This window comes from Streptococcus mitis, from assembly GCF_001579045.1.
GTDB classification, from domain to species: domain Bacteria; phylum Bacillota; class Bacilli; order Lactobacillales; family Streptococcaceae; genus Streptococcus; species Streptococcus mitis_D.
Genome location: NZ_KQ970263.1, coordinates 212,885 through 238,885, shown reverse-complemented (window position 1 = coordinate 238,885; position 26,001 = coordinate 212,885). Strand labels below are relative to the sequence as shown.

The following is a 26,001-nucleotide window of genomic DNA, read 5'->3' as shown; positions in this document are numbered from 1 at the left end:
GTATAATAGAAGTATAGAAAAAGAGAAGGAGAAATAGAATGAAGATTATCACATTTGCTGCTATTAAAGGCGGTGTTGGAAAAACAACTTTGACATTTAATTATGGAGAATGGTTGGCTAGAAAAGGGCATAAGGTTCTCTTTATAGATTTAGACCATCAGTGTAATTTGACTCAATGCTACAATATTTACGAAAGTCAGAATACAATTGCGAATGCTTTCAAAGGAGGCGATGTGGATATTAAGCACATCAAGGAAAATGTTAGTCTCATTCCAGGTTCGGTTCAGTTGGATACAGTGGAGCGAGATTTAGAGAACAGCGATAAGAAAAATATGCTCCTTTATCTTTGGTTAGAAGATAACTACGAAAAGAAGAAGTTGGGTCAGTTTGACTATATCTTGATTGATTGTAGACCAGACTTTGCGACAGCTACAAAAAATGCTGTTGCGGTCAGTCACGCTATTATTAGTCCCTTGACTCCTTCAGAGTTTGGTTATAATGCTAAATTCAATCTATCAACTCGGTTAGAAGCGTTCAGGAAGGATGTAATCGATTATCGTACCAGAGAGTCCTACATTACTGCTGAGTTATATTTTCTAGCAAATATGATTCGACCAAACTATGGATCATCAAGAGAATTACTGGAAGCCCTTGTACTTGAAGCCAAAGAAAAGGGAACAGACAACCTTCTAGGGATTGTACCAGCAAAAGAGCTATTCAATCATTCTACGATTGATAAGGTCTCCATTGCAGATATGGAGGAGAACCCTGAGCTCTATCAAAAACATAAAAAGTTTTTTATAGAGTTAGAGGAGACTTTTTCAAGAATTTATGATACAATATAATTATATTTATAAACACAAATACGATTATAAACATAATTAGAAGGAGATTATGATGGCATTTACACCGAAAGAAAAAGAAATTTCACAGATTATTGAAGCAACTCATCAACCTGAACAGCTTCCAGATATAGATAGCTTTGAAAGTTTTGAACGTAAGAAGCAATTCCAGTTTACTTTGAAGCCAAGTAATCGGAAAAAGTTAGATCAAGTTGCAAAAGCAGCTGGTGCAAAGTCTGCATCAGATTATCTTGATAAATTAATCGAGAAACTATAGTTATGGATATATTTATAACTATAAACATATCCATAACTATAAACATATCCATAACTACAACTGCTTACTACAAGGAGAAATAATGGATTTAATTACAAGGCTCTTAGCAGAGAGAGAAGGAAAAGTACACGGTGGTATTTATGATATTACACAGAAACGCTTTGCTTATAATTCTAACCGAATTGAAGGAAGTCGTCTGACAGAGGAGCAGACTAGTTTAATTTATGAGACAAAGACGATCGCAAACATTGATGCAAAAGGAATCAAAATTGATGATTTGGTAGAAATGAATAATCATTTTAAATGTTTTGATTATATCTTAGATACCGTTAACGAGCCACTGACAGAGGACTATATTAAAACACTGCATCGTATTCTAAAAAGTGGAACAAGTTCTGAGCATAACCCGATAGCTCCAGTTGGGCGTTATAAAGTATTGCAAAATGAGGTAGGAAAAATTGCGACAGCTTCTGTTGAACAGACTGAAGATGAGATGTTTTCTTTACTGATTGGCTATGATTTGAAAAAACAAAAAGATTTGAATTACTTAACAAGCTTTCATGCACAATTTGAAAGGATTCATCCTTTCGCAGATGGCAATGGTCGAATAGGTCGATTGCTTTTGTATAAGCAATGCTTAAAAGAAGGGCTTACCCCTTTTATTGTAGATGATATTAATAAGGCAACTTATTATTCAGCACTTGAAGCCTTTCAGGTTCACGATAACCGACAGCTATTATTTGATTATTTCCGATCTGAGCAACTTTTTTATATGAATTATCTTAAAAATAAAGGATTTGAAGGAGCTATCAATGATGAAAAAGAGGGGGACTTCATAAAAAAGTCAGATAAATTCTAAGAAAAGGTGCAACAGTTTAAGCTAAGAGGAGAAAGTCATCCCTGGAAAAAACAGTTATATTTATAAATCTAATTACAAATATAAATATAACTGCAATTATAAAATCTGTTATATTAGTTGTGAGATGATGATTCTGACAACTGTACTGAGCCTGGTTCTTGTATCAGGCTTTTATTTTGACCTTGAAATAGAAACAGTTGAATTTCTGATACTCAATTAAATCACTTTAATATTTTCAATAAGAAATAGGGCGCTGATTTTAATTTAACGAAACAGCCTATTTTATTCTTGGAACAAAAATAAATTTGAAGACTTGTTTTAAAAATCATACAATTTTCATAAGAATTGAAAGGGAAATGAAAAATTGTATGAAACAATTTGATGAATTGAGATTTAGTAGTCAGGAACAAGAAAAGACAAAACAAAATTTTTTACAGCATATTGCACAGTATGATGAGTCGATAAGCTCTAGTATGAGATCTAAAGGATATCGTTGTAAAAATCAGTCTGAACGTACCGTAGCTTTTACATTTGGAGAAGTGACCTTTTCTAGAAAACGTTGGTATAAAAATGGTGAATGTAGAATACCAGTTGATGAAATGTTAGGCTTGGAAAAGAATGTACGTCATTCACAGGAACTATTGTATCAGGCTGCGGTTTTAGCTACAAAACTCCCTTATCGTCAGGTAGGAGAGACAATTGAGATGGTCTATAATGTAACTGTCACTAAAGATACCGTCAATAAGGTTGTTAAATTAGCCAATCAATTACTGGAAGAAAAGGATGATTATCGATTTTTTAAAGAAGAGAAGAAGATTGAAAAAATTAAAGCAGATACAATCTATATAGAGGGAGACGGTGTATATGTAAAAACGTCTGAAGATGGTTCTGAAAAAAGGAATATGGATTTATCACATTTTGTAGTTCATACAGGATCAAAACAGATTAGCCCGAATCGTTTTGAGCTAGAAAATAAAAAGAGCTTATCCGATTGGATAATCGATCAGCTCGTAGAGAATTGTTGGATTTATTGGAAAATGAATATGAAATTACAAATGAGACTGTACTAGTTACCAATTCTGACTGTGGCAAGGGTTATACTCCACATGTATTTACTGAAATTGCTAAATCATTTAATGTTAAGAGGCATGAGCATTTTTGGGACGAATATCACTTGAATAAAGAAATTAAAGAATTTACAAAGTCTTATCCGAGAGAGTTGAGAGAAGACTTATTTCAAGCTATTAGAGAGCATAATAAAAAATTATTAAGGCGTTCACTAGATACTATAGAATCTTTGATTAGTAGTGAAGAGGGAGAGGAAAAATTTGAATATTATTCGAGTAGGTTAATGAGGAATTTTCAGTATACGAAACCAGCGGAAATGAGAGGACTTCCAAAGGCAGGTATTGGGATTATGGAGAGCCAGCATAGAAAAATAACGTATAGAATGAAGCATAGAGGGATGTATTGGACAAGTGAAGGTGGGATAGCCGTAGCGAATATGATATTGTTAGAACGTGAAGGAAAATTAAGAGATTTATTTTTTGGAGAATGGAAGAGGGACTATGATAAGTATACTTCATTGGATCATATCAGTGCGGATAGTGTTCGACCTAAAAATGACTCTAAAGACTACAAACTTCCCCGTTTACATAAAAATATAGAAAAGATATTTAAGATGAAATAATTTAAGTGCTAATTTCAACGAAAACACAAATATAAATAAGCAAAAATTTCTAGTGAGATTTGGGCTTTTTTGGCGTGGAATAATTGACATTTATCCTGATTTTGGTATAATAGAGATATAAAAAACAACGAAAAAAGGAGTTGGAAATGAGCCTCCAACTCCGCAGAGTAACACAAACCACACTTGTATTACTCAGTCAATAAAATGATAGCATAAGAAGAAATCATTGTCAAGGGCTGAGCATACAAAAATGTTTAGCCCTTTCGTGTATCTGCATGTATTTATATGGAAATCTGGGATTTCTCAAAAATCACGACACATACCTGAGAATGTAAACCTTTGACAAAATGTGTGAACTGTGGGATAATGGAGAGGAATTAAGGATTAGTTCTATATCATGGACTAGAGAAGACCCCAAGCTAACTTCCACATTAAGCTTGGGGTCTTTTTTGACACTATTTGTCCTTGTTTAGCCATTTATCGACTAAGCGAAGGATGACACCGACCACAATCGGTCCGATGATAGTTTTAAGGATTAGTTCCATCATGGGCTATCTCACCTCCTTTCGTAGGCGGTGTAGTAGTGCCGTAGAATATTATACCAGATAAGTGCTAAAGTCGGGAGTCACCCAATCAGGTGGAGTTTTTTGGCTCTATTTCAGGCTTTTGGGGAGTTTTTTAAACATCATTTTCCGATAACTTTTACTTAATCTTATAAACTTTATTGGACAGATTCTAAAGTTGGAGAAGCTGAGTAGATGAGAATATAAACCTTTGACAAAATTTGTGAACTATGGGATAATAAAAAGGAATTGAGTACTAGTTCTATATCATAGGCTAGAAAAGACCCCAAGCTCACGACCAAATAAGCTTGAGGTCTTTTTTGACACTATTTGTCCTTGTTTAGCCATTTATCGACTAAGCGAAGAACGACACCGACCACAATTGGTCCGATGATAGTTTTGAGTACTAATTCCATCATGGGCTATCTCACCTCCTTTCGTAGGCGGTGTAGTAGTGCCGTAGAATATTATACCACATAAGGGCCAAACTCGGGAGTAACCTAATCAGGTGGCTTTTTTGTTTGTGGCTTGGTTTTTTGATATAATAGAGCCATGAGTAGAATTTTAGATAATGAGATAATGGGGGATGAGGAGTTAGTAGAACGCACGCTCCGTCCTCAGTACTTACGTGAATATATTGGACAGGATAAGGTCAAGGACCAGCTCCAAATCTTTATCGAAGCTGCCAAAATGCGGGATGAAGCGCTGGATCATGTGCTCTTATTTGGGCCTCCAGGCTTGGGAAAAACGACCATGGCTTTTGTAATTGCCAATGAACTGGGTGTTAATCTCAAGCAGACTTCGGGTCCAGTCATTGAAAAAGCCGGAGATCTGGTAGCGATTTTGAATGACTTAGAGCCTGGGGATGTCCTTTTTATTGATGAGATTCATCGCTTGCCCATGTCTGTGGAAGAGGTGCTTTATAGTGCCATGGAAGACTTCTACATTGACATCATGATTGGGGCTGGTGAAGGCAGTCGCAGTGTTCATTTGGAGTTGCCACCTTTTACCTTGATTGGTGCGACGACTCGGGCTGGTATGCTCTCAAATCCGCTAAGGGCACGTTTTGGGATTACAGGTCATATGGAGTATTATGCCCATGCTGACTTGACAGAAATTGTCGAGCGGACGGCAGATATTTTTGAGATGGAAATCACTCATGAGGCAGCGTCTGAGTTAGCCCTACGTAGCCGTGGGACCCCTCGTATTGCCAATCGTCTCCTCAAGCGTGTTCGCGATTTTGCCCAGATAATGGGGAATGGGGTTATCGATGATGTTATTACCGATAAAGCTTTGACCATGCTGGATGTTGACCATGAAGGTCTGGACTATGTGGACCAGAAAATCCTTCGGACCATGATTGAGATGTACGGTGGTGGCCCTGTCGGATTAGGAACTCTTTCTGTTAATATTGCCGAGGAGCGCGAGACGGTGGAGGACATGTACGAACCTTACCTAATCCAGAAAGGTTTTATCATGCGGACACGGTCTGGACGGGTGGCGACTGCTAAGGCATATGAGCATTTGGGGTATGAGTACAATGAAAAATAAGCAAGAAATTCTAGAGGCTTTTAGAAAAAATCCAGATATGATGGCTATTCTGACGATCATCCGAAACCTTGGTCTGAAAGACTCGTGGTTGGCAGCGGGTTCTGTCAGAAATTTCATCTGGAATCTCTTATCAGACAAATTCCCTTTTGACTGTAAAACAGATGTAGATGTGATTTTCTTTGATCCAGATATTTCTTATGAGGAAACCTTGTCCCTAGAGAAAAAGCTGAGAGAGGACTTTCCTCAGTATCAGTGGGAGTTGAAAAATCAAGTCTATATGCACCAGCATAGCCCTCATACGGCTCCCTATAGCAGCTCTTGTGATGCTATGAGTAAGTATCCAGAACGATGTACGGCTGTTGGACTACGCTTGAATGAAGAATCCGATTTTGAACTCTATGCACCTTATGGTTTGGAGGAAATTTTGAATTTTCAAGTTCGTCCAACTCCTCATTTTTTAGAGAATGAAGACAGAATGGCTCTCTATCAAACACGATTATCCAAGAAAAATTGGCAGGAGAGATGGAAAAATTTAATTTTAAAAGATACTTAAGGAAACTTTAAGCTAGGGAGTGTATACTAAGTACATAAGTTAAGAAGACCTTAACTTAAACTCCTAAAACTTTTTCATAATAATCTCCCTATAAAAATAGAGTCGCCCAATCAGGCGACTTATTTTTTTGAAAAATGGACTTGGTGTCTGAGAGTAAATAGCTTAGCGATAGAAGAAAATGGGGAAATATGGTATAATGAAACGATAGATTTTTGAATAGGAATAAGATCATGTTTGGATTTTTTAAGAAAGATAAGGCTGTGGAAGTAGAGGTTCCGACACAGGTTCCTGCTCATATCGGCATCATCATGGATGGGAATGGCCGTTGGGCTAAAAAACGTATGCAACCGCGGGTTTTCGGACATAAGGCGGGCATGGAAGCATTGCAAACTGTAACCAAGGCAGCCAACAAACTAGGCGTCAAGGTTATTACGGTCTATGCTTTTTCTACAGAAAACTGGACTCGTCCCGATCAGGAAGTCAAGTTTATCATGAACTTGCCAGTAGAGTTTTATGATAATTATGTCCCGGAACTGCATGCGAATAATGTTAAGATTCAAATGATTGGGGAAACGGATCGCCTACCTAAGCAAACCTTTGAAGCTCTGACCAAGGCTGAGGAATTGACTAAGAACAACACAGGTTTGATTCTTAATTTTGCCCTCAACTATGGTGGACGTGCTGAGATTACACAGGCTCTTAAGTTGATTTCCCAGGATGTTTTAGATGCTAAAATCAACCCAGGTGACATCACAGAGGAATTGATTGGCAACTATCTTTTTACCCAGCATTTGCCTAAGGAGTTACGAGACCCAGACTTGATTATTCGTACCAGTGGAGAATTGCGTTTGAGCAATTTCCTTCCATGGCAGGGAGCCTACAGTGAGCTCTATTTTACGGACACCTTGTGGCCTGATTTTGACGAGATAGCCTTGCAGGAAGCCATTCTTGCCTACAATCGTCGTCATCGCCGATTTGGAGGAGTTTAGGAGGAAATATGACACAGGATTTACAGAAAAGAACCTTGTTTGCAGGGATTGCCCTGGCTATTTTCCTACCAATTTTAATGATTGGGGGCCTCTTGCTTCAGATAGCAATTGGAATCATAGCCATGCTAGCCATGCATGAACTTTTGAAGATGAGAGGTCTAGAGACCATGACGATGGAGGGCCTCTTAACCCTCTTTGCAACCTTTGCTTTGACCATTCCCTTGGAGAATTATCTGACTTTTTTACCAGTTGATGGGAATGTGGTTGCCTATAGTGTTTTGATTTCAATCATGTTAGGAACGACCGTTTTTAGCAAGTCTTATACGATTGAGGACGCTGTTTTCCCTCTTGCTATGAGTTTCTATGTTGGCTTTGGATTTAATGCTTTACTAGATGCTCGCGTTGCAGGTTTAGATAAGGCTCTCTTGGCCTTGTGTATCGTCTGGGCAACAGACAGTGGTGCCTATCTTGTTGGGATGAACTATGGTAAACGAAAATTAGCTCCGACAGTTTCTCCAAATAAAACCTTTGAGGGTGCCTTGGGTGGTATTTTAGGTGCTATTTTAGTAACCATCATCTTTATGATGTTTGACAGTACAGTTGCTCTTCCGTATGGAATTTACAAGATGTCAGTCTTTGCTATTTTCTTTAGCATTGCTGGACAATTTGGTGACTTACTAGAAAGTTCGATTAAGCGTCACTTTGGTGTTAAGGATTCTGGGAAATTTATCCCTGGACATGGTGGTGTTTTGGATCGTTTCGATAGTATGTTGCTTGTATTTCCAATCATGCACTTGTTTGGACTCTTTTAATCAAAAGACGGAGGAAATACTATGCTCGGAATTTTAACCTTTATTCTGGTTTTTGGGATTATTGTAGTGGTGCACGAGTTCGGACACTTCTACTTTGCCAAGAAATCAGGAATTCTAGTGCGTGAATTTGCCATCGGTATGGGACCCAAAATCTTTGCTCACATTGGTAAGGACGGGACGGCCTATACCATTCGAATCTTGCCTCTGGGTGGCTATGTTCGTATGGCTGGTTGGGGCGATGATACGACTGAAATCAAGACAGGTACTCCTGTCAGTTTGACACTTACTGACGATGGTAAGGTTAAACGCATTAATCTTTCAGGTAAAAAGTTGGATCAAACAGCCCTCCCTATGCAGGTGACCCAGTTTGACTTTGAAGACAAGCTCTTTATCAAAGGATTGGTTCTGGAAGAAGAAAAAACATTTGCAGTGGATCACGATGCAACGGTTGTGGAAGCAGATGGTACTGAAGTTCGGATTGCACCTTTAGATGTTCAATATCAAAATGCGACTATCTGGGGGAAACTGATTACCAACTTTGCAGGCCCTATGAACAACTTTATCTTAGGTGTCGTTGTTTTCTGGATTTTAATCTTTATGCAGGGTGGCGTCAGAGATGTTGATACCAACCAGTTTCATGTCATGCCCCAAGGGGCTTTGGCTAAGGTAGGAGTGGCAGAAACGGCACAGATTACCAAGATTGGTTCACATGAGATTAGCAACTGGGAAAGTTTGATTCAGGCTGTGGAATCAGAAACCAAAGATAAGACGGCCCCGACCTTGGATGTGACTATTTCTGAAAAGGGTAGTGACAAACAAGTTACGGTTACTCCGGAAGAAAGTCAAGGCCGTTACCTTCTAGGTGTTCAACCGGGGATTAAGTCAGATTTTCTATCCATGTTTGTAGGTGGTTTTACAACTGCTGCTGACTCAGCTCTCCGAATTCTCTCAGCTCTGAAAAATCTGATTTTCCAACCGGATTTGAACAAGCTAGGAGGCCCTGTTGCTATCTTTAAGGAAAGTAGTGATGCTGCTAAAAATGGAATTGAGAATGTCTTGTACTTCTTGGCAATGATTTCCATCAATATTGGGATTTTTAATCTTATTCCGATTCCAGCCTTGGATGGTGGTAAGATTGTGCTCAATATCCTAGAAGCCATCCGCCGCAAACCATTAAAACAAGAAATTGAAACTTATGTCACCTTGGCTGGAGTGGTCATCATGGTTGTCTTGATGATTGCTGTGACCTGGAATGACATTATGCGACTCTTTTTTAGATAATCGAGGAATATTATGAAACAAAGTAAAATGCCTATCCCAACGCTTCGCGAAATGCCAAGCGATGCTCAAGTTATCAGCCATGCTCTTATGTTGCGAGCTGGTTATGTTCGTCAAGTATCTGCAGGTGTTTATTCTTACCTACCACTTGCTAATCGTGTGATTGAAAAAGCTAAAAATATCATGCGCCAAGAATTTGATAAGATTGGTGCTGTTGAGATGTTGGCTCCTGCCCTTCTTAGTGCAGAATTGTGGCGCGAATCAGGTCGTTACGAAACTTATGGTGAAGACCTTTATAAATTGAAAAATCGTGAGTCCTCTGACTTTATCTTAGGACCAACTCACGAAGAAACCTTCACAGCGATTGTCCGTGATTCTGTTAAGTCTTACAAGCAATTACCATTGAACTTGTACCAAATCCAGCCTAAATACCGTGATGAAAAACGTCCACGTAATGGACTTCTTCGTACGCGTGAGTTTATCATGAAAGATGGTTATAGCTTCCACGCTAACTACGACAGCTTGGATGTAACGTATGATGAATACAAGGCTGCTTATGAGCGTATTTTTACTCGTAGTGGTTTAGACTTCAAGGCTATCATTGGTGACGGTGGAGCTATGGGTGGTAAGGACAGCCAAGAATTTATGGCCATTACACCTGCTCGTACAGACCTTGACCGCTGGGTTGTCTTGGATAAGTCAGTTGCCTCATTTGATGAAATTCCTACAGAAGTGCAAGAAGAAATCAAGGCAGAATTGCTCAAATGGATGGTTTCTGGTGAAGATACCATTGCTTACTCAAGTGAGTCTAGCTATGCGGCTAACTTGGAAATGGCAACAAACGAGTACAAACCAAGCAACCGTGTTGTCGCTGAAGAAGAAGTGACTCGTGTTGCAACTCCAGATGTTAAATCAATTGATGAAGTTGCAGCTTTCCTCAATGTTCCAGAAGAACAAACGATTAAAACCCTCTTCTACATGGCAGATGGTGAGCTTGTTGCGGCCCTTCTAGTTGGAAATGACCAACTCAACGAAGTTAAGTTGAAAAACCACTTGGGAGCAGATTTCTTTGATGTTGCTAGCGAAGAAGAAGTGGCGAATCTTGTACAAGCAGGATTTGGTTCACTTGGCCCAGTTGGTTTGCCAGAGAATGTTAAAATCATTGCAGACCGTAAGGTGCAAGATGTCCATAATGCAGTTGTGGGTGCTAACGAAGATGGCTACCACTTGACTGGTGTGAACCCAGGTCGTGACTTTACTGCAGAATATGTGGATATCCGTGAAGTTCGTGAGGGTGAAATTTCACCAGACGGACAAGGTGTCCTTAACTTTGCGCGTGGTATCGAAATTGGTCACATCTTCAAACTCGGTACTCGTTATTCAGCAAGCATGGGAGCAGATGTTTTGGATGAAAATGGCCGTGCTGTGCCAATTATCATGGGATGTTACGGTATTGGTGTCAGCCGTCTCCTTTCAGCAGTGATGGAGCAACACGCTCGCCTCTTTGTTAATAAAACGCCAAAAGGTGAATACCGTTACGCTTGGGGTATCAACTTCCCTAAAGAATTGGCACCATTTGATGTGCACTTGATTACTGTCAATGTCAAGGACGAAGAAGCACAAGCTCTGACAGAAAAACTTGAAGCAAGCTTGATGGGAGCTGGTTATGAAGTCTTGACAGATGACCGTAACGAACGTGTTGGTGTTAAATTCAGTGACAGTGACTTGATTGGATTGCCAATCCGCATCACTGTTGGGAAGAAAGCGGCTGATGGCATCGTAGAAGTTAAGATTAAAGCGACTGGTGATACTATCGAAGTTCATGCAGATAACTTACTTGAAACGCTTGAAATCCTCAGCAAGAAATAAAAACTATAATCAGAAGAAAAACAAGGAAAAAATGTAACTAGTTTTTACCTTGTTTTTTCTATATAATGGGAAAAATGAGTAGATAAAGAGGTAAATGTATGCTAAGATTTCCAAAGGATTTTGTCTGGGGTTCCTCTACTTCTGGACCACAAACAGAAGGACGTATAGCTGGTGACGGTAAGGGAGATAATCTCTGGGATTATTGGTAGCAAGTGGAGCCAAATCGTTACTATAATGGGATTGGTCCAGATAAGACATCGACCTTTTATGAAAATTGGGAACAGGATATTGAGCTCTTGTTAGCGACTGGTCACACAGCCTTTCGGACTTCTATTCAGTGGTCAAGGATTTTTCCACAAGGCTGTGGAAAAGTCAACCCTCAAGGTGTGGATTTCTATCGTAAGGTCTTTGAGGCTATTAAGTCTAAGGGGATTCGTCTTTTAGTCAATCTCTACCACTTTGATTTGCCTTTTGCCCTTCAAGAAGCTGGTTATGGTTGGGAAAATAAGGCGACAGTTTCAGATTATGAAGACTATGCTCGTTTTTGTTTTGAGACTTATGGAGATTTAGTGGATCAATGGATTACCTTTAACGAGCCTATCGTTCCTGTAGAATTTGGCTATTTTTACGATGCCCATTATCCACATAAGGTTGATGCAGAGGCAGCCGTTAAAGTAGCCTACCACACACAATTAGCTAGCAGCCGGGCGGTCAAGGCCTGCCATGAACTCTTGCCTGATTCCAAGATTGGGATTGTCTTAAACTTGACACTGGCTTATCCACGTAGTCAGCATCCTGCTGATGTCAAAGCAGCTCGCATTGCGGATCTTTTTCAGGCTCAATCTTTCTTAGATCCGTCTGTTTTGGGGACTTATCCACAGGAGTTGGTAGAAATCTTGCATGAACACGGTCTCTTGCCTGATGCCACAGAGGAAGAGTTGGAAGTCATTCGTGATAATACGGTAGACTTCCTTGGTGTCAATTACTATCAACCTTTGCGCGTTATGGCACCTCGATTTGCGAAGCATCCAGAGAATCCACTCTTGCCAGAACATTTTTACGAGCCTTATGTAATGCCTGGACGTAAAATCAATCCTCATCGTGGCTGGGAAATTTATGAGCAAGGGATTTATGACATCGCCCAAAATATCAAGGAAAATTATGGCAATATCGAGTGGATGTTGACAGAGAATGGTATGGGTGTTGAAGGGGAAGAAAAATTCCGTCAAGATGGGATGATTCAAGATGATTACCGTATTGACTTTGTAAAAGGTCATCTGCGTGAACTTCACCGTGCCATTGAAGACGGAGCCAATTGTAAGGGATACTTGATTTGGACCTTTATCGATTGCTGGTCATGGCTCAATAGTTATAAAAATCGCTATGGTTTGGTTGAATTAGACTTGAAAACGCAAGAACGGCGTCTGAAGAAATCAGGGCACTGGTTCAAGGAACTAAGTGATAATAATGGATTTTAAAAAGGACTCTGACTGATTATCCTAATTGGTCAGAGTTTTTTGCTTACAGGAGCGTAATTTGAACTATACCAATTTTTACTCTTGACAAGTTAAAGAAACAAGTATATACTGTTTTTGCTGATTCTATAAAAGAGGAATTAGACTATACCAATTTTAAGGAGAAAGCACAGCTGGTCTGTGTCGTATATACTATGTGTGGAATTGTTGGTGTTGTTGGAAACACAAATGCAACTGATATTTTGATTCAAGGGCTTGAAAAGCTCGAATACCGTGGCTATGATTCTGCGGGGATTTTTGTCCTAGGTGGTGCTGAAAATCACCTAGTCAAGGCTGTCGGTCGTATCGCAGAATTATCTGCTAAGACAGCTGGTGTTGAGGGTACAACTGGTATCGGACATACTCGTTGGGCGACTCACGGGAAACCAACGGAAGACAATGCTCACCCACACCGCTCTGAGACAGAACGTTTTGTCTTGGTTCACAATGGGGTCATTGAGAACTACCTTGAAATCAAGGAAGAATACCTTGCAGGTCACCACTTTAAGGGGCAAACAGACACTGAAATTGCCGTTCACTTGATTGGAAAATTTGCGGAAGAAGAAGGTCTCTCAGTTCTTGAAGCCTTCAAAAAAGCTCTTCATATCATCCGTGGTTCTTATGCCTTTGCCTTGGTTGACTCACAAGACCCTGAAGTTATCTACGTAGCTAAGAATAAATCACCACTTTTGATTGGTCTTGGGGAAGGCTACAACATGGTCTGCTCAGACGCTATGGCTATGATTCGTGAAACCAACCAATACATGGAAATTCATGACCAAGAGTTGGTAATCGTCAAGGCGGATAGTGTGGAAGTTCAAGACTATGATGGCAACAGTCGTGAGCGTGCTAGTTACACTGCTGAACTTGACTTGTCAGATATCGGTAAGGGAACTTATCCTTACTACATGCTCAAGGAAATTGATGAGCAACCAACGGTTATGCGTAAACTCATCCAAGCCTACACAGATGAGGCTGGTCAAGTAGTAGTAGACCCAGCTATCATACAGGCTGTTCAAGACGCAGACCGTATCTACATCCTTGCAGCTGGAACATCTTACCATGCAGGATTTGCTTCTAAGAAGATGTTGGAAGAATTGACAGATACACCAGTTGAACTTGGAATCTCATCTGAGTGGGGCTACGGTATGCCACTTCTCAGCAAGAAACCACTCTTCATCTTTATCAGCCAGTCTGGTGAAACAGCGGATAGCCGTCAGGTTTTGGTCAAGGCTAATGAAATGGGAATTCCGAGCTTGACAGTGACAAACGTACCAGGTTCAACTCTTTCTCGTGAAGCTAACCATACCATGTTTCTTCATGCAGGACCTGAAATTGCGGTAGCATCAACTAAGGCTTATACAGCACAAATTGCAGCCCTTGCCTTCCTTGCAAAAGCAGTCGGTGAAGCAAACGGCAATGATAAAGCACAAGCCTTTGACCTGGTTCATGAGTTGTCAATCGTAGCTCAGTCTATCGAATCAACTCTTTCAGAGAAAGAAACCATTGAAGCCAAGGTTCGTGAGCTTCTCGAAACAACTCGCAATGCCTTTTATATTGGGCGTGGTCAAGATTACTACGTAGCTATGGAAGCAAGCCTTAAACTTAAAGAGATTTCTTACATCCAGTGTGAAGGTTTTGCGGCAGGAGAACTCAAGCATGGAACCATTGCCTTGATTGAAGAAGGGACACCTGTCTTGGCGCTCTTGTCAGATCCAGTCCTTGCCAACCATACTCGTGGAAATATCCAAGAGGTGGCAGCCCGTGGTGCCAAGGTTCTCACTATCGCAGAAGAAAATGTTGCTAAAGAGACAGATGATATCGTCCTTACGACCGTCCACCCTTACCTCTCACCAATCTCAATGGTTGTACCAACGCAATTAGTCGCTTACTTTGCAACACTCCACCGTGGGCTTGATGTGGACAAACCACGTAACCTTGCTAAGTCAGTAACGGTAGAATAAGCTAAAAAGTCTAGTTATCTAGGCTTTTTCTTGTGAGCAAATGGGTTGCTTGTACTCAAGATTCGTGTTAGAATAATTTTTCAAATTGAAGGACAGAGTAGATAGGGAGAATGGATATGGTAGAATTGGGAATTTCAACATTTGGGGAAACAACGGAGCTTGAAGGGACTGGGCAAACATACAGTCATGCTGAACGCATTCGTCAGTTGGTGGCAGAGATTGAGCTGGCTGACAAGGTTGGTTTGGATGTGTATGGGATTGGTGAGCACCATCGAGCGGATTTTGCGGTATCAGCCCCAGAGATTGTCCTGGCAGCTGGGGCAGTCAATACCAAGAAAATCCGTTTGACCAGTGCAGTCAGCATTCTCTCAAGTATGGATCCGATTCGTTTGTTCCAACAATATGCCACTATCGATGCTTTGTCAAATGGCCGAGCGGAGATTATGGCTGGAAGGGGATCTTTCACGGAATCTTTTCCCTTGTTTGGATATGATTTGAAAGACTACGAAGCCCTTTTTGATGAGAAATTAGACTTGCTTCAGTTAGTCAATGAAAAGACCAAGTTAGACTGGCAAGGTCGATTGAGCCAAACAATCTCTGGCAAAGAAGTCTATCCTCGTCCAGTTCAGGACAAATTACCCTTGTGGATAGCGACAGGTGGTCATGTCGAATCAACAGTGAAGATTGCTCATGCGGGGCTGCCGATTGTCTATGCTATTATTGGTGGCAACCCTCGTTATTTTAAAAAGTTGATTCAGGCTTATCGTGAGATTGGGAGCGAAGCGGGTCATGCCAGTCAGGAACTAAAGGTTGGAGCCCATTCTTGGGGTTGGATTGCTGAAGATGGCGAGCAGGCGGTGAAAGATTATTTCCATCCGACCAAGCAAGTGGTGGATGCTATTTCCAAAGACCGTCCACACTGGCAGGAATTGCGTTATGAACAATATTTGGAGCAAGTTGGACCCAATGGTGCCATGTTTGTGGGCAATCCAGATCAGGTGGCAGAAAAATTGATTCGCATGATTGAGGATTTAAGCTTGGACCGCTTTATGTTGCACCTACCTCTTGGTTCTATGCCTCATGAACAAGTACTGAGAGCTATTGAACTTTTCGGAACGCAAGTGGCTCCAAAAGTACGGGCTTATTTTGCCATGACAGAGGCTTAATAAAAAATCCTAATCAAGTTTATTAGGAAAACAAATATTGTACAAAAATCAATCCCCCGAGCATTGAGACTCAGGGGATTTTTCTATAGGAGGGCTAGTTTAGTTCTCTTTTTTGTTTTTTAGCAAGAACCCGAGACCTAGAAGGGCAAGGAGACTAATTCCTGCAAACAGGAGTTTGTAATCGTTGTGCTTAGTTATATCTAGCTATTCAAAGGTTATACAGTAGCAGTTTTAGCTAACCCATTCACCGTTTTCATTGACCAAATAGCCTTCAACTCTTGTATTAACTGCAAGTTTACCTGATGAATCAACATAGTACCATTTGCCAGAAACTTCAAACCATTGATTTTCTTTCATAGCTCCTGATGGCTCAAGATAGTACCAAGTATCTCCATCCTTAACCCAACCGGTTGACATAGAACCGTTACTATTTAGGAAGTACCAAACATTACCATCTTTCACCCAGCCAGTAACCATAGAGCCATCATCTTTTAGGTAATACCAAGTATCTCCATCTTTCACCCAACCAGTAGCTAGAGAACCGTCTGCTTTATGGAAATACCAGATGCCATTTTCTTGTTTCCAACTAGCTTTAGTTGTCTGATTTGGAGTTTCCGGTTTCTTATTTGTATAAGCTGGAGTATAGGAAGTGACAATGGTTTGAGTAGGCGTAGATGGAAGTGATTGAGTATTATTGTCCTTATGTGGTTGTTCAGCTTGTGAACCAGTTGTAGCTTGGCTAGGTTTATTTTCTGCATCAGCTACTGTTGCAGATGGTTTAGTAGAATCAGTTTTAGCTTCTGGAGCTGGATCTTGATGTTCAGGGTGAGAAGCTTCATTTTGATGTTCAGGCTTGGAAGGGGTTGAGTCTGGTTTGTCTTCTGCAGTTGACTCATGGCTAGTTCCATTTTGAGAGACTCGAAGAACAGTAGCTGTAAGGGCGTTTAATTTCAAGCCTTTTTCAGTCCATTCAAGTCCTTTCGGGTTGGCGATTCCGACTGGTCCTGCTTGGTTTTCATCTGCCAAAACTTCAGCATTTCTTAGATGTGCGAAGGCAGTTCCCAAGTTAAATTCACGAGCTTTTTCATCCGCATTGACAAAGACTGCGTAGATATCACCGTTTGGAGCAGTGATTTGGTAGCCAATCACTACATCCTCTTTTTCTACACCATTTTGGCCTGGGACAGTGATGAGATGAACACGGTCTTTGATATCTTGAAGACTCTTAAGTCGGAAAGCATCTGTCGATTGACGAAGGGCAATCAACCCTTTCATATAGTCACGGCTCTTGACATTTTCAGGATATGCTTTTCCATCTGTAGCCTTAGTCCAGTCAAACTTGTTAATAGCATCACTCGAATCGTAAGAGTCATGGATGAAGTAAGGATAGTCAAATGGATTGCCGTCCTTATCACGCAACAAGTGAGATTTGTTTGGAACCTTATCCTCTGCTACTGGAGTCTTGTAGGCTGGGTCACGGAATTGTTTGGTGCGACCATATTCCTGACCAGAGTGGATAAATGGAGTTCCTTGAGCTGTCAAGACCATGAGGTTTCCAAGTCGCAAACGACGATGGATTTCAGCATAGTTTTCACCCTTGCTTGGGTCTTTTTTAATAGATTGGGCGATGATGTCAAATAGAGTCAAGTTATCATGGGCCGCGATATACTGGATAACATCTCCAGGACTATCTGCTTCAAAGTTGGTTGGTTGAGCAATGAGATTTTTGAAGATAGTGTTGATATCACGCTTGCCACCTGTGATAAAGGCAGGTTGACCTTCGTTTGGATAACCAGACTTGAGGTTGTTACGGATGTCGTCTGAGAAGACTGCTACAGTATCGGTATGCTTCATCCAATCTTGGTCAGCAGCTTTAGTAGGCATATTTTCATCACCAGCATAGGTTCTCCAACCTTCACCCAGCATGATTAGATTTGGATTGAGGGCGCGTGCAGCCTTGTAGGCTTCTTCGATAGAAGCCGCATCGTGGTCTCCCATCATATCGAAACGGAAGCCATCCACTTTGTAGGTATCAACTAGGTATTTGATAGAGTCAACTAGGAGTCGTTTGGTCATATGGTGGGTTGTCCCCAAGCGTCCACCACCAAAGCTAGTTCGAGGTGTGCCATCTGCATCCATAAAGTGGTAGTAGTTTGGCTCTAGGTCTTCGAAGATATCGACCTTGGCTGTGTGGTTATAAACGACGTCCAGGATAGCTCCCATGCCACGTTTGTGGATTTCGTTGATGAGGTTTTTAAATTCTGCGATTCGTTTTTCTGGATTTTTAGGATCGCTTGAGTACATACCAGTCAATGAGAAGTAGTTTTGAGGGTCATATCCCCAGTTGTAGTTGCTGTTGCTTGAAGCATAGTCAGACAAGCGTTCATGGTTTTTCAATTCATTGACAAAGTAGTAAGACAAGACTGGAAGGAGCTGGATGTGGGTCACACCTAAGTCTTTGAGATAGTCTAGTTTTTCAATAAAGGCTTCAAAGGTACCAAATGGTTTGGTCAAGTCTTTTGCAATGGCAGGATCTGAAGTGAAGTCACGCACATGAGCTTCGTAGATAACGGCATCTTCACGAGTCTTAAAGTTGTGAATCTTACCATAAGTCAAGTCTTGAGGTCCTAGTTTGGTTGGATCTACAAAGGCGGCTTTAGCCACTTTATGGGCATCGTCGATTTTGGCATCGTCACTATTCCAAGCAGCGAGAGATTTAGCGTAAGGATCGAGTGCAAGAACAGTTTTCCCCTGACGCTCGATTTGGTATTGATAATAGTAGCCAGTGAAATTCGTGATTCCTAGTTTGTTTGTGCTATCTAGAGTTTGTTTCCAAGTTCCTCTTTCCCCTTTTTCAAGAGCGACAGTTCCAACCACTTTTTCAGGGTTATTCTTGTCGTAGACAACAACAGAAACCTTATCAGCACTTGGTGACCAAAGGGTTAAATCAACTTGTTTTCCTTCTTCTTTTAGGTCAGCTCCCAGTTTGCCATCATAACTATAAGTCTCATCTTTAAGGCGCCAGCTTGTTTTGGTAGTGAAGTGGTCAGCGTTGTAGCTCACGGTATAAGGATGTTTTGTGTCCGAGAAATCTCCACTGTAGATCACTTTCTTACCAGCTTCATCGATTGCAACATCGGTAATAGTTACCTTGTTTCCTAGGTGATTAGTGATGTTGGAGTGTTTGAGGATATCTTCTTTTTTGGCACCGACTAGTGTTGAAAAACTACTTTCAATGCTAGAAGTTCCTACGTGCTGAGCCCCTGTCATGCGGATATCGTGCACATAGTATGGATTTGTGTAAATCGTTTCGTCATCATCTTTTAGGAAAATTTGGCTATGATTTTTCAAATCTGTGAACTTATAATCTTCTTTACGGATTTTCACATCGTCTCCTTGTTTGTTTCTGTCTAGTAATAAAAATCCAAGGTCTTTAGCTGCATCTTTGAGTGGAATATCGATATAGCGACCATATTTGCCTGTGGCAGTAAAGTCTGTTCCATTAGGCCATTCACCACTACTTGGCTCTTTCACATCTCCCCAGTACCAAAGAGATTTCTTGTCATATTTGCCGTCGGTGCGGTAATAGTTGACGCGAATAGTTCCTGCAGGCTGTGGTTCGTAAGAGAAAACCTTGTGATCTTGGTCCAACCAAGCCTCATTCATCTTTGGTGCCAGTTTTTCTACCGATTTATCGCCGGTTAGATTTTTCCCAGCTGTATTATTGATGAGGAAGCTAATTTTCTTGGCTTGTTCTCCCTTTAATTTGACATCTAGGTAGTAGCCATAGTCATCTTTTTTGGCATCATTGAAGGACAAGGCTCCGTTCGGCCAATTTTCAGAAGGTTTTTCAACATCGTCCCAAGTCCATAGTCCTTGAGCATCCTTGTTTTCTTCAGGAAGTTTTTTGACGTGGATACGGAAGTAGTTGTCTTCGATTGGCTCTTCCGCTTTAGTTTCAGTCGTTACTGGACTAGTAGAAGTCGTTGGCTCACTTGAACGATCTTGTCCAGTTTGTGGTGCTGGATCAGTTGAGCTTGCAGCAGGAGTTGTTGGCTCTGTTGCAGGTTTTTCTTCTTTTTTCTCTAGGGAAGCGTTTGCATTGTCAGTTGAAGAAATATCGCTTTCGTTCTTGCCAGCGATGTTTGTTGCATCAGTAAGAGGTTGGGCAAGGGCAGTAGTAGTTTCACTATTACTTGCGTTAGTGGTTGTAGTATTTTCGTTAGCTGAGATAGTTGGTGTAGCCATGGCAAGTAGGATAAGGCTTGCGCCGATAAGGACAGAGCCAGTTCCATTCTTGAGGGAACGGATGCTGTAGACCATTTTTTTCTCAGTTTGAGAAGTTGTTTTTTTCATAATCATTCACCTATAAATAAATTTCTTTATCAGTATAGCACTTAGTAAAATAAGATGCAAGCGTTTTCCTTGAATTAAACTAAAAGAAAAATCGCAACAGGTTTTGTTACGATTCAGTCAGTCTTTCTTTATGAATTTGTGAACCCAAAAGGTGGAAGTGGTGAAATAGTTCTGCAGTAGAAAGATTCCGACTACAAATAATTGGTTTCGGACAGTTGGAAACAGGGAAGGTAGTGATCACAATATCGTGAGAAATTTGATTGAAAATTGAGAATGAAATAGTAGCTTCTTCCCAAGAATCAAAGAGATAGAGATTATTGCCGTAGTGAGTTAGGGTGTCAATTAGATTTTGTGCGTGATGGCTATCCAGATGACTAATGACTAAAACACGTATTTTGGGAAGTTTTTGAAGTAATTGGACTAAAATTCGATGCCCTTGAATCGAAAAGGTATAGACAAGTTCTTGTAGCTTAATTTGGTGATTTTCCAGTCCCATCTCAATCAGATAAGATTGGAATTTGTATTGACTTACTTCAAATAGTTTTGGAAATTCTACTTGATAACTGCTTAAAATCTGGGATTTCTGTCTGTCGAGAGACTGGTTACTGAGTAAATGGAAGAAATCAGATTGGGCAGTGTAGTGGAGGAGCCAAATCAATTCCTCGCGATTTTCAATCTGTAGGTGAAATTCTTTAGCCAGCTCTTCTAGAATTTGACTCAATAAACGGTAGGATTTTTGAATGTGATGGATATCACCCAGTGCTCCATTGTTAGGATTGTTTGTGCTTTGAGGAGATTTGATTGGGTTTGAAAATAGCTGTTCCAGTGTTTCCTTTTTCGGTTCGAAATGAAGCTTTTTAGCCAGCTTTTTGATATCTTGTTCAAACTGGGGAATCTGCATAAGGGAGCTGTAGTGACTGGTTAAAAGAGGAGTAGGATTTTCGATGAAACGTCCCCTATTTAACCGCTCTAGATTGATAGCCAGGGTATATTTGATTTGCCGTAAGCTACTGAGGTTGGGTGAAACTTGTTGGGCCTTTAAAAATAGCTGAATCAGGTGAGTGAGTGCCTCTTCAGAAATAGAAGGGAAGGGCCAATCAAGAAAACTGTAACTTTGGCTAAAGTAGTCTAGATAAAAGGTGCGGATGTCTTCTTCTGCTCCTCCCAAGACCAAAGGGGAAGGTTGGATACTGACGCCATAGTGTTGTGGAAGTTTAGTGTTGAGACAATGGATGATTTCCTCAATCTGCTCTGGATTAGTCGAAAGCGTCTGGCACATTTGGTCAAGTGATTGCCCCTCTTTGAAAAACAGACAGTTCAAAAAAGAGTAGGTTGCAGATTGTTCAAAGATTGCAATCTGAGGATCCAAGCTATTTTGGAGGTCAAACTGTAATTGGATGCCTTTTTTTCTTGAGCGAATAAGGAGGTTTGGAAATAATTGCTCAAGCTTAAAAAGGTGTTCTTGCAATTCTTCTGTTGAAAAATTTAGCTTTTCAGCCAAGACTGGGAGCTCTATCCAATCATGGTGTTTGGTTAATTCTTCCAGTAACACTAGCAGATTTTGTTCTGTTTTAGAAAGCAAAATATTCATAATGAACCTCCTTATATATTTATACATATATATTAAAATAAAAACCAAGTAAAGTCAAGAAAAACAACCTATGATAAAATAGCAAAAATAGAGATTTGTTATATTTTTTTATAAAATAGGTATAGGAAAAATGACATTCACAAAGAGCAAATGGAACTCATCACATTTTTAAAAGTGAAACTCAATTTTTTATAGGAAAAGATTTCGTCAAAAAATCGTCAATCCCCTTGAAAAATCTAGCTAAATAGGGTATAATATGAGTAATCATTTGTCGTAGGTTTTGTCTGAAATATTGTCCAGACAAGGCTCACAGCAGTTAAATCTTCTGAAAAAGTCAGATTTAGCTGCTCTTTTTGTGCTTTTTTTCAGGATTTCGAGCATTTGTAACAAAGACTTAAAGATTCTGAAAATTCGTCAAGAGGACACGGTGATAAGGGTTTTACAACCATATGACGATTAGAAAAGCCTGATTGACAAGGCTTGGAACTTATTTACAAAGGAGAATCATCTTGGCAGGACATGACGTTCAATACGGGAAACATCGTACCCGTCGTAGTTTTTCAAGAATCAAAGAAGTTCTTGACTTACCAAATTTGATTGAAATTCAAACTGACTCATTCAAAGCTTTCCTAGACCATGGTCTGAAGGAAGTGTTTGAAGATGTATTGCCAATTTCAAACTTCACAGACACAATGGAGTTGGAATTTGTTGGATATGAAATCAAGGAACCAAAATACACGCTAGAAGAAGCTCGTATCCACGATGCTAGCTACTCAGCACCAATTTTTGTAACCTTCCGCTTGATCAATAAAGAAACAGGCGAAATCAAGACCCAAGAAGTTTTCTTTGGTGATTTCCCAATCATGACAGAAATGGGTACCTTCATCATCAATGGTGGTGAACGTATCATTGTATCTCAGTTGGTCCGCTCACCAGGTGTTTACTTTAACGATAAAGTTGATAAAAACGGTAAAGTAGGCTACGGTTCAACTGTTATCCCTAACCGTGGAGCTTGGTTGGAACTTGAAAGCGACTCAAAAGATATCGCCTATACTCGTATCGACCGTACTCGTAAGATTCCATTTACGACCTTGGTTCGTGCCCTTGGTTTCTCAGGTGATGATGAAATCTTTGATATCTTTGGTGACAGCGAATTGGTTCGCAACACTGTTGAAAAAGATATTCACAAGAATCCAATGGACTCTCGTACAGACGAAGCCTTGAAAGAAATTTACGAACGCCTTCGTCCAGGTGAGCCTAAGACTGCTGAAAGCTCACGTAGCTTGCTTGTGGCTCGTTTCTTTGATCCACGTCGCTATGACTTGGCATCAGTTGGTCGTTATAAGATCAATAAAAAACTCAATGTTAAAACACGTTTGCTCAACCAAACCATTGCAGAGCCATTGGTAGATCCTGAAACAGGCGAAATCTTGGTAGAAGCTGGTACAATCATGACTCGTAGTGTGATTGAAAGCATTGAAAGCCATTTGGATGGCGACTTGAACAAGATTGTCTACATTCCAAATGATGCAGCGGTTGTGACTGAGCCAGTTGTTCTTCAAAAATTCAAGGTTGTTGCACCAACTGATCCAGACCGTGTCGTAACGATCATCGGTAATGCTAATCCAGATGACAAGGTTCGTATCGTCACTCCTGCAGATATTCTTGCTGAGATGAGCTACTTCCTCAACTTGGCTGAAGGACTTGGCCGTGTAGATGATATCGACCACCTTGGAAACCGTCGTATTCGTGCAGTTGGTGAGTTGCTTGCTAACCAAGTACGCCTTGGGCTTTCTCGTATGGAACGTAATGTCCGTGAACGTATGTCTGTTCAGGACAACGAAGTCTTGACACCACAACAAATCATCAATATCCGTCCTGTAACAGCTGCGGTGAAAGAATTCTTTGGTTCATCACAATTGTCACAGTTCATGGACCAACACAACCCGCTTTCTGAGTTGTCAAACAAACGTCGTTTCTCAGCCTTGGGACCTGGTGGTTTGACACGTGACCGTGCCGGATATGAAGTTCGTGACGTGCACTACACGCACTACGGTCGTATGTGTCCAATTGAAACACCTGAAGGACCTAACATCGGTTTGATCAATAACTTGTCTTCATACGGACACCTTAACAAGTATGGTTTTATTCAAACACCATATCGTAAGGTTGACCGTGCAACTGGTAAAGTAACCAACGAAATTGTTTGGTTGACTGCCGATGAAGAAGATGAATACACAGTAGCTCAGGCTAACTCTAAATTGAACGCAGATGGAACTTTTGCTGAAAAAGTTGTCATGGGACGTCACCAAGGGGTTAACCAAGAATATCCAGCATCAAGCGTTGACTACATGGACGTTTCTCCTAAACAGGTAGTTGCCGTTGCGACAGCATGTATTCCTTTCTTGGAAAACGATGACTCCAACCGTGCCCTCATGGGAGCTAACATGCAACGTCAGGCTGTGCCACTGATTGACCCGAAAGCGCCATTTGTTGGTACTGGTATGGAATATCAAGTAGCCCATGACTCTGGAGCAGCTGTTATCGCTCAATACGATGGTAAAGTTACCTATGCAGATGCAGATAAGGTAGAAGTTCGCCGCGAAGATGGTTCTCTTGATGTATACCACGTTCAAAAATTCCGCCGTTCAAACTCAGGTACTGCTTACAACCAACGTACTCTTGTTAAAGTTGGTGATGTCGTCGAAAAAGGTGACTTTATCGCAGACGGACCTTCAATGGAAAAAGGTGAAATGGCGCTTGGACAAAACCCAATCGTTGCCTACATGACATGGGAAGGTTACAACTTCGAGGATGCCGTTATCATGAGCGAACGCTTGGTGAAAGATGATGTTTATACTTCTGTTCACCTTGAAGAATACGAATCAGAAACACGCGATACAAAGCTTGGGCCTGAAGAAATCACTCGTGAAATTCCAAACGTTGGTGAAGATGCCCTTAAAGATCTTGACGAAATGGGTATTATCCGTATCGGTGCTGAAGTTAAAGAAGGGGACATCCTTGTAGGTAAAGTAACACCTAAGGGTGAAAAGGACCTTTCTGCTGAAGAACGTCTCTTGCACGCTATCTTCGGAGACAAATCTCGTGAAGTTCGTGACACTTCTCTTCGTGTACCACACGGTGCCGATGGTGTCGTACGTGATGTTAAAATCTTTACACGTGCAAATGGTGATGAATTGCAATCTGGCGTTAACATGCTAGTCCGCGTCTACATCGCACAAAAACGTAAGATTAAGGTCGGAGATAAGATGGCCGGACGTCACGGAAACAAAGGGGTTGTTTCTCGTATCGTTCCTGTAGAAGACATGCCTTATCTTCCAGATGGAACTCCAGTTGATATCATGTTGAACCCTCTTGGGGTGCCATCACGTATGAATATCGGACAAGTTATGGAACTTCACCTAGGTATGGCAGCTCGTACTCTTGGTATCCACATCGCAACACCAGTCTTTGACGGAGCAAGTTCTGAAGACCTTTGGGACACTGTCAAAGAAGCAGGTATGGATAGTGATGCTAAGACAATCCTTTACGATGGACGTACTGGGGAACCATTTGATAACCGTGTGTCAGTCGGTGTCATGTACATGATTAAACTCCACCACATGGTTGACGATAAATTGCACGCTCGTTCAGTTGGACCTTACTCAACCGTTACACAACAACCACTCGGAGGTAAAGCTCAGTTTGGTGGACAACGTTTCGGTGAGATGGAAGTTTGGGCGCTTGAAGCCTATGGTGCTTCAAATGTCCTCCAAGAAATCTTGACTTACAAGTCTGACGATATCAACGGACGTTTGAAAGCTTATGAAGCTATTACTAAAGGAAAACCAATTCCAAAACCAGGTGTTCCAGAATCATTCCGAGTTCTTGTAAAAGAATTACAATCTCTTGGTCTTGACATGCGTGTCCTTGACGAAGATGATCAAGAAGTGGAACTTCGTGACCTTGATGAAGGAATGGACGAAGATGTCATCCACGTAGATGACCTTGAAAAAGCCCGCGAAAGAGCAGCTCAGGAGGCTAAAGCAGCCTTTGATGCAGAAGAAAATGCAAAAGCGGAAACAACAGAAGAAGCTGCTGAACAAGAATAAGCAGCTCACTTAGAA

Annotated in this window: 17 protein-coding genes and 2 pseudogenes; 14 read left to right on the top strand and 5 right to left on the bottom strand. The window is 40.9% G+C overall.

Features of this window, described 5'->3' with window-relative positions:
- The first annotated feature begins 38 nt into the window (after nucleotides 1-38).
- The 4 genes and pseudogenes from SMIDD28_RS07315 to SMIDD28_RS12565 all read left to right on the top strand — a co-directional run bounded on the left by SMIDD28_RS07315 (nucleotide 39) and on the right by SMIDD28_RS12565 (nucleotide 3,668).
- On the top strand, nucleotides 39-845 hold the full coding sequence (locus tag SMIDD28_RS07315; RefSeq protein ID WP_061425447.1) for a ParA family protein: 807 nt from the start codon (nucleotides 39-41) through the stop codon (nucleotides 843-845).
- Nucleotides 846-897: 52 nt separating this feature from the next.
- Nucleotides 898-1,119 (top strand): hypothetical protein, encoded by a 222-nt coding sequence (locus SMIDD28_RS07310; RefSeq protein ID WP_004237679.1) that lies wholly within the window; start codon nucleotides 898-900, stop codon nucleotides 1,117-1,119.
- 82 nt (nucleotides 1,120-1,201) lie between these two features.
- A complete protein-coding gene (locus SMIDD28_RS07305) occupies nucleotides 1,202-1,978 on the top strand; it encodes a Fic family protein (protein WP_050112670.1) in 777 nt (258 codons plus the stop codon).
- Nucleotides 1,979-2,346: 368 nt separating this feature from the next.
- A pseudogene (locus SMIDD28_RS12565) lies at nucleotides 2,347-3,668 on the top strand (ISLre2 family transposase).
- A gap of 455 nt (nucleotides 3,669-4,123) precedes the next feature.
- Here the strand turns inward: SMIDD28_RS12565 and SMIDD28_RS11240 are convergent.
- Both SMIDD28_RS11240 and SMIDD28_RS11235 read right to left on the bottom strand, forming a co-directional pair.
- On the bottom strand, nucleotides 4,124-4,216 hold the full coding sequence (locus SMIDD28_RS11240) for a type I toxin-antitoxin system Fst family toxin (protein WP_050207591.1): 93 nt from the start codon (nucleotides 4,214-4,216) through the stop codon (nucleotides 4,124-4,126).
- Nucleotides 4,217-4,557: 341 nt separating this feature from the next.
- Nucleotides 4,558-4,650, bottom strand: coding sequence for a type I toxin-antitoxin system Fst family toxin (locus SMIDD28_RS11235; protein ID WP_000970382.1), 93 nt, complete (start codon nucleotides 4,648-4,650; stop codon nucleotides 4,558-4,560).
- Nucleotides 4,651-4,783: 133 nt separating this feature from the next.
- On the opposite strand from SMIDD28_RS11235, the gene ruvB reads away from it, so the two are divergent.
- The 9 genes and pseudogenes from ruvB (at nucleotide 4,784) to SMIDD28_RS07255 (ending at nucleotide 15,927) form a co-directional block, all read left to right on the top strand.
- On the top strand, nucleotides 4,784-5,782 hold the full coding sequence (ruvB, locus tag SMIDD28_RS07295) for a Holliday junction branch migration DNA helicase RuvB (RefSeq protein WP_009014280.1): 999 nt from the start codon (nucleotides 4,784-4,786) through the stop codon (nucleotides 5,780-5,782).
- A complete protein-coding gene (locus SMIDD28_RS07290) occupies nucleotides 5,763-6,335 on the top strand; it encodes a nucleotidyltransferase family protein (RefSeq protein WP_061425446.1) in 573 nt (190 codons plus the stop codon). Before ruvB ends, SMIDD28_RS07290 begins: the two co-directional genes overlap by 20 nt.
- Nucleotides 6,336-6,565: 230 nt before the next feature.
- A complete protein-coding gene (locus tag SMIDD28_RS07285) occupies nucleotides 6,566-7,324 on the top strand; it encodes an isoprenyl transferase (protein ID WP_000466723.1) in 759 nt (252 codons plus the stop codon).
- Between the two features lie 8 nt (nucleotides 7,325-7,332).
- Nucleotides 7,333-8,136, top strand: a complete 804-nt coding sequence (locus tag SMIDD28_RS07280) for a phosphatidate cytidylyltransferase (protein WP_049540615.1) — start codon at nucleotides 7,333-7,335, stop codon at nucleotides 8,134-8,136.
- Between the two features lie 21 nt (nucleotides 8,137-8,157).
- On the top strand, nucleotides 8,158-9,417 hold the full coding sequence (gene rseP / locus SMIDD28_RS07275) for an RIP metalloprotease RseP (RefSeq protein WP_061425445.1): 1,260 nt from the start codon (nucleotides 8,158-8,160) through the stop codon (nucleotides 9,415-9,417).
- A 12-nt stretch (nucleotides 9,418-9,429) separates the two neighbouring features.
- On the top strand, nucleotides 9,430-11,283 hold the full coding sequence (locus tag SMIDD28_RS07270) for a proline--tRNA ligase (protein WP_061425444.1): 1,854 nt from the start codon (nucleotides 9,430-9,432) through the stop codon (nucleotides 11,281-11,283).
- Nucleotides 11,284-11,381: 98 nt separating this feature from the next.
- Nucleotides 11,382-12,761 (top strand): annotated as a pseudogene (gene bglA / locus SMIDD28_RS07265) (6-phospho-beta-glucosidase).
- Between the two features lie 191 nt (nucleotides 12,762-12,952).
- Nucleotides 12,953-14,761: a glutamine--fructose-6-phosphate transaminase (isomerizing) gene (gene glmS, locus SMIDD28_RS07260; RefSeq protein WP_061425443.1), complete on the top strand. Its 1,809-nt coding sequence runs from the start codon at nucleotides 12,953-12,955 to the stop codon at nucleotides 14,759-14,761.
- A 116-nt stretch (nucleotides 14,762-14,877) separates the two neighbouring features.
- Complete coding sequence (locus SMIDD28_RS07255) at nucleotides 14,878-15,927, top strand: LLM class flavin-dependent oxidoreductase (protein ID WP_061425442.1); 1,050 nt, start codon at nucleotides 14,878-14,880, stop codon at nucleotides 15,925-15,927.
- 99 nt (nucleotides 15,928-16,026) lie between these two features.
- On the opposite strand, the gene SMIDD28_RS12560 is transcribed toward SMIDD28_RS07255, so the two are convergent.
- The 3 genes from SMIDD28_RS12560 to SMIDD28_RS07245 all read right to left on the bottom strand — a co-directional run bounded on the left by SMIDD28_RS12560 (nucleotide 16,027) and on the right by SMIDD28_RS07245 (nucleotide 21,874).
- On the bottom strand, nucleotides 16,027-16,125 hold the full coding sequence (locus SMIDD28_RS12560) for an LPXTG cell wall anchor domain-containing protein (protein WP_416069025.1): 99 nt from the start codon (nucleotides 16,123-16,125) through the stop codon (nucleotides 16,027-16,029).
- 33 nt (nucleotides 16,126-16,158) lie between these two features.
- Nucleotides 16,159-20,283, bottom strand: a complete 4,125-nt coding sequence (locus SMIDD28_RS07250; RefSeq protein ID WP_061425441.1) for a pullulanase — start codon at nucleotides 20,281-20,283, stop codon at nucleotides 16,159-16,161.
- A gap of 106 nt (nucleotides 20,284-20,389) precedes the next feature.
- The gene (locus SMIDD28_RS07245) at nucleotides 20,390-21,874 is read right to left on the bottom strand and encodes an AcpB/EbpR/MafR family transcriptional regulator (protein ID WP_061425440.1); all 1,485 of its coding nucleotides are present in this window, start codon (nucleotides 21,872-21,874) and stop codon (nucleotides 20,390-20,392) included.
- Between the two features lie 509 nt (nucleotides 21,875-22,383).
- On the opposite strand from SMIDD28_RS07245, the gene rpoB reads away from it, so the two are divergent.
- Nucleotides 22,384-25,986 carry a DNA-directed RNA polymerase subunit beta gene (gene rpoB / locus SMIDD28_RS07240; RefSeq protein WP_061425439.1) on the top strand — a complete coding sequence of 1,201 codons (3,603 nt, stop codon included), beginning with the start codon at nucleotides 22,384-22,386 and terminating at the stop codon, nucleotides 25,984-25,986.
- The last annotated feature ends 15 nt before the right edge of the window (nucleotides 25,987-26,001 follow it).

Excerpts from the sequence above, each read along its gene's own strand:
- ruvB (WP_009014280.1), top strand. The coding sequence starts at position 4,784 with ATGAGTAGAATTTTAGATAATGAGATAATGGGGGATGAGGAGTTAGTA.
- SMIDD28_RS07290 (WP_061425446.1), top strand. The coding sequence starts at position 5,763 with ATGAGTACAATGAAAAATAAGCAAGAAATTCTAGAGGCTTTTAGAAAA.
- SMIDD28_RS07270 (WP_061425444.1), top strand. The coding sequence starts at position 9,430 with ATGAAACAAAGTAAAATGCCTATCCCAACGCTTCGCGAAATGCCAAGC.
- SMIDD28_RS07315 (WP_061425447.1), top strand. The coding sequence starts at position 39 with ATGAAGATTATCACATTTGCTGCTATTAAAGGCGGTGTTGGAAAAACA.
- SMIDD28_RS11240 (WP_050207591.1), bottom strand. The coding sequence starts at position 4,216 with ATGATGGAACTAATCCTTAAAACTATCATCGGACCGATTGTGGTCGGT.
- glmS (WP_061425443.1), top strand. The coding sequence starts at position 12,953 with ATGTGTGGAATTGTTGGTGTTGTTGGAAACACAAATGCAACTGATATT.
- SMIDD28_RS07280 (WP_049540615.1), top strand. The coding sequence starts at position 7,333 with ATGACACAGGATTTACAGAAAAGAACCTTGTTTGCAGGGATTGCCCTG.
- SMIDD28_RS07250 (WP_061425441.1), bottom strand. The coding sequence starts at position 20,283 with ATGAAAAAAACAACTTCTCAAACTGAGAAAAAAATGGTCTACAGCATC.
- SMIDD28_RS07310 (WP_004237679.1), top strand. The coding sequence starts at position 898 with ATGGCATTTACACCGAAAGAAAAAGAAATTTCACAGATTATTGAAGCA.
- SMIDD28_RS07285 (WP_000466723.1), top strand. The coding sequence starts at position 6,566 with ATGTTTGGATTTTTTAAGAAAGATAAGGCTGTGGAAGTAGAGGTTCCG.
- SMIDD28_RS07245 (WP_061425440.1), bottom strand. The coding sequence starts at position 21,874 with ATGAATATTTTGCTTTCTAAAACAGAACAAAATCTGCTAGTGTTACTG.
- SMIDD28_RS07255 (WP_061425442.1), top strand. The coding sequence starts at position 14,878 with ATGGTAGAATTGGGAATTTCAACATTTGGGGAAACAACGGAGCTTGAA.
- SMIDD28_RS11235 (WP_000970382.1), bottom strand. The coding sequence starts at position 4,650 with ATGATGGAATTAGTACTCAAAACTATCATCGGACCAATTGTGGTCGGT.
- rseP (WP_061425445.1), top strand. The coding sequence starts at position 8,158 with ATGCTCGGAATTTTAACCTTTATTCTGGTTTTTGGGATTATTGTAGTG.
- SMIDD28_RS07305 (WP_050112670.1), top strand. The coding sequence starts at position 1,202 with ATGGATTTAATTACAAGGCTCTTAGCAGAGAGAGAAGGAAAAGTACAC.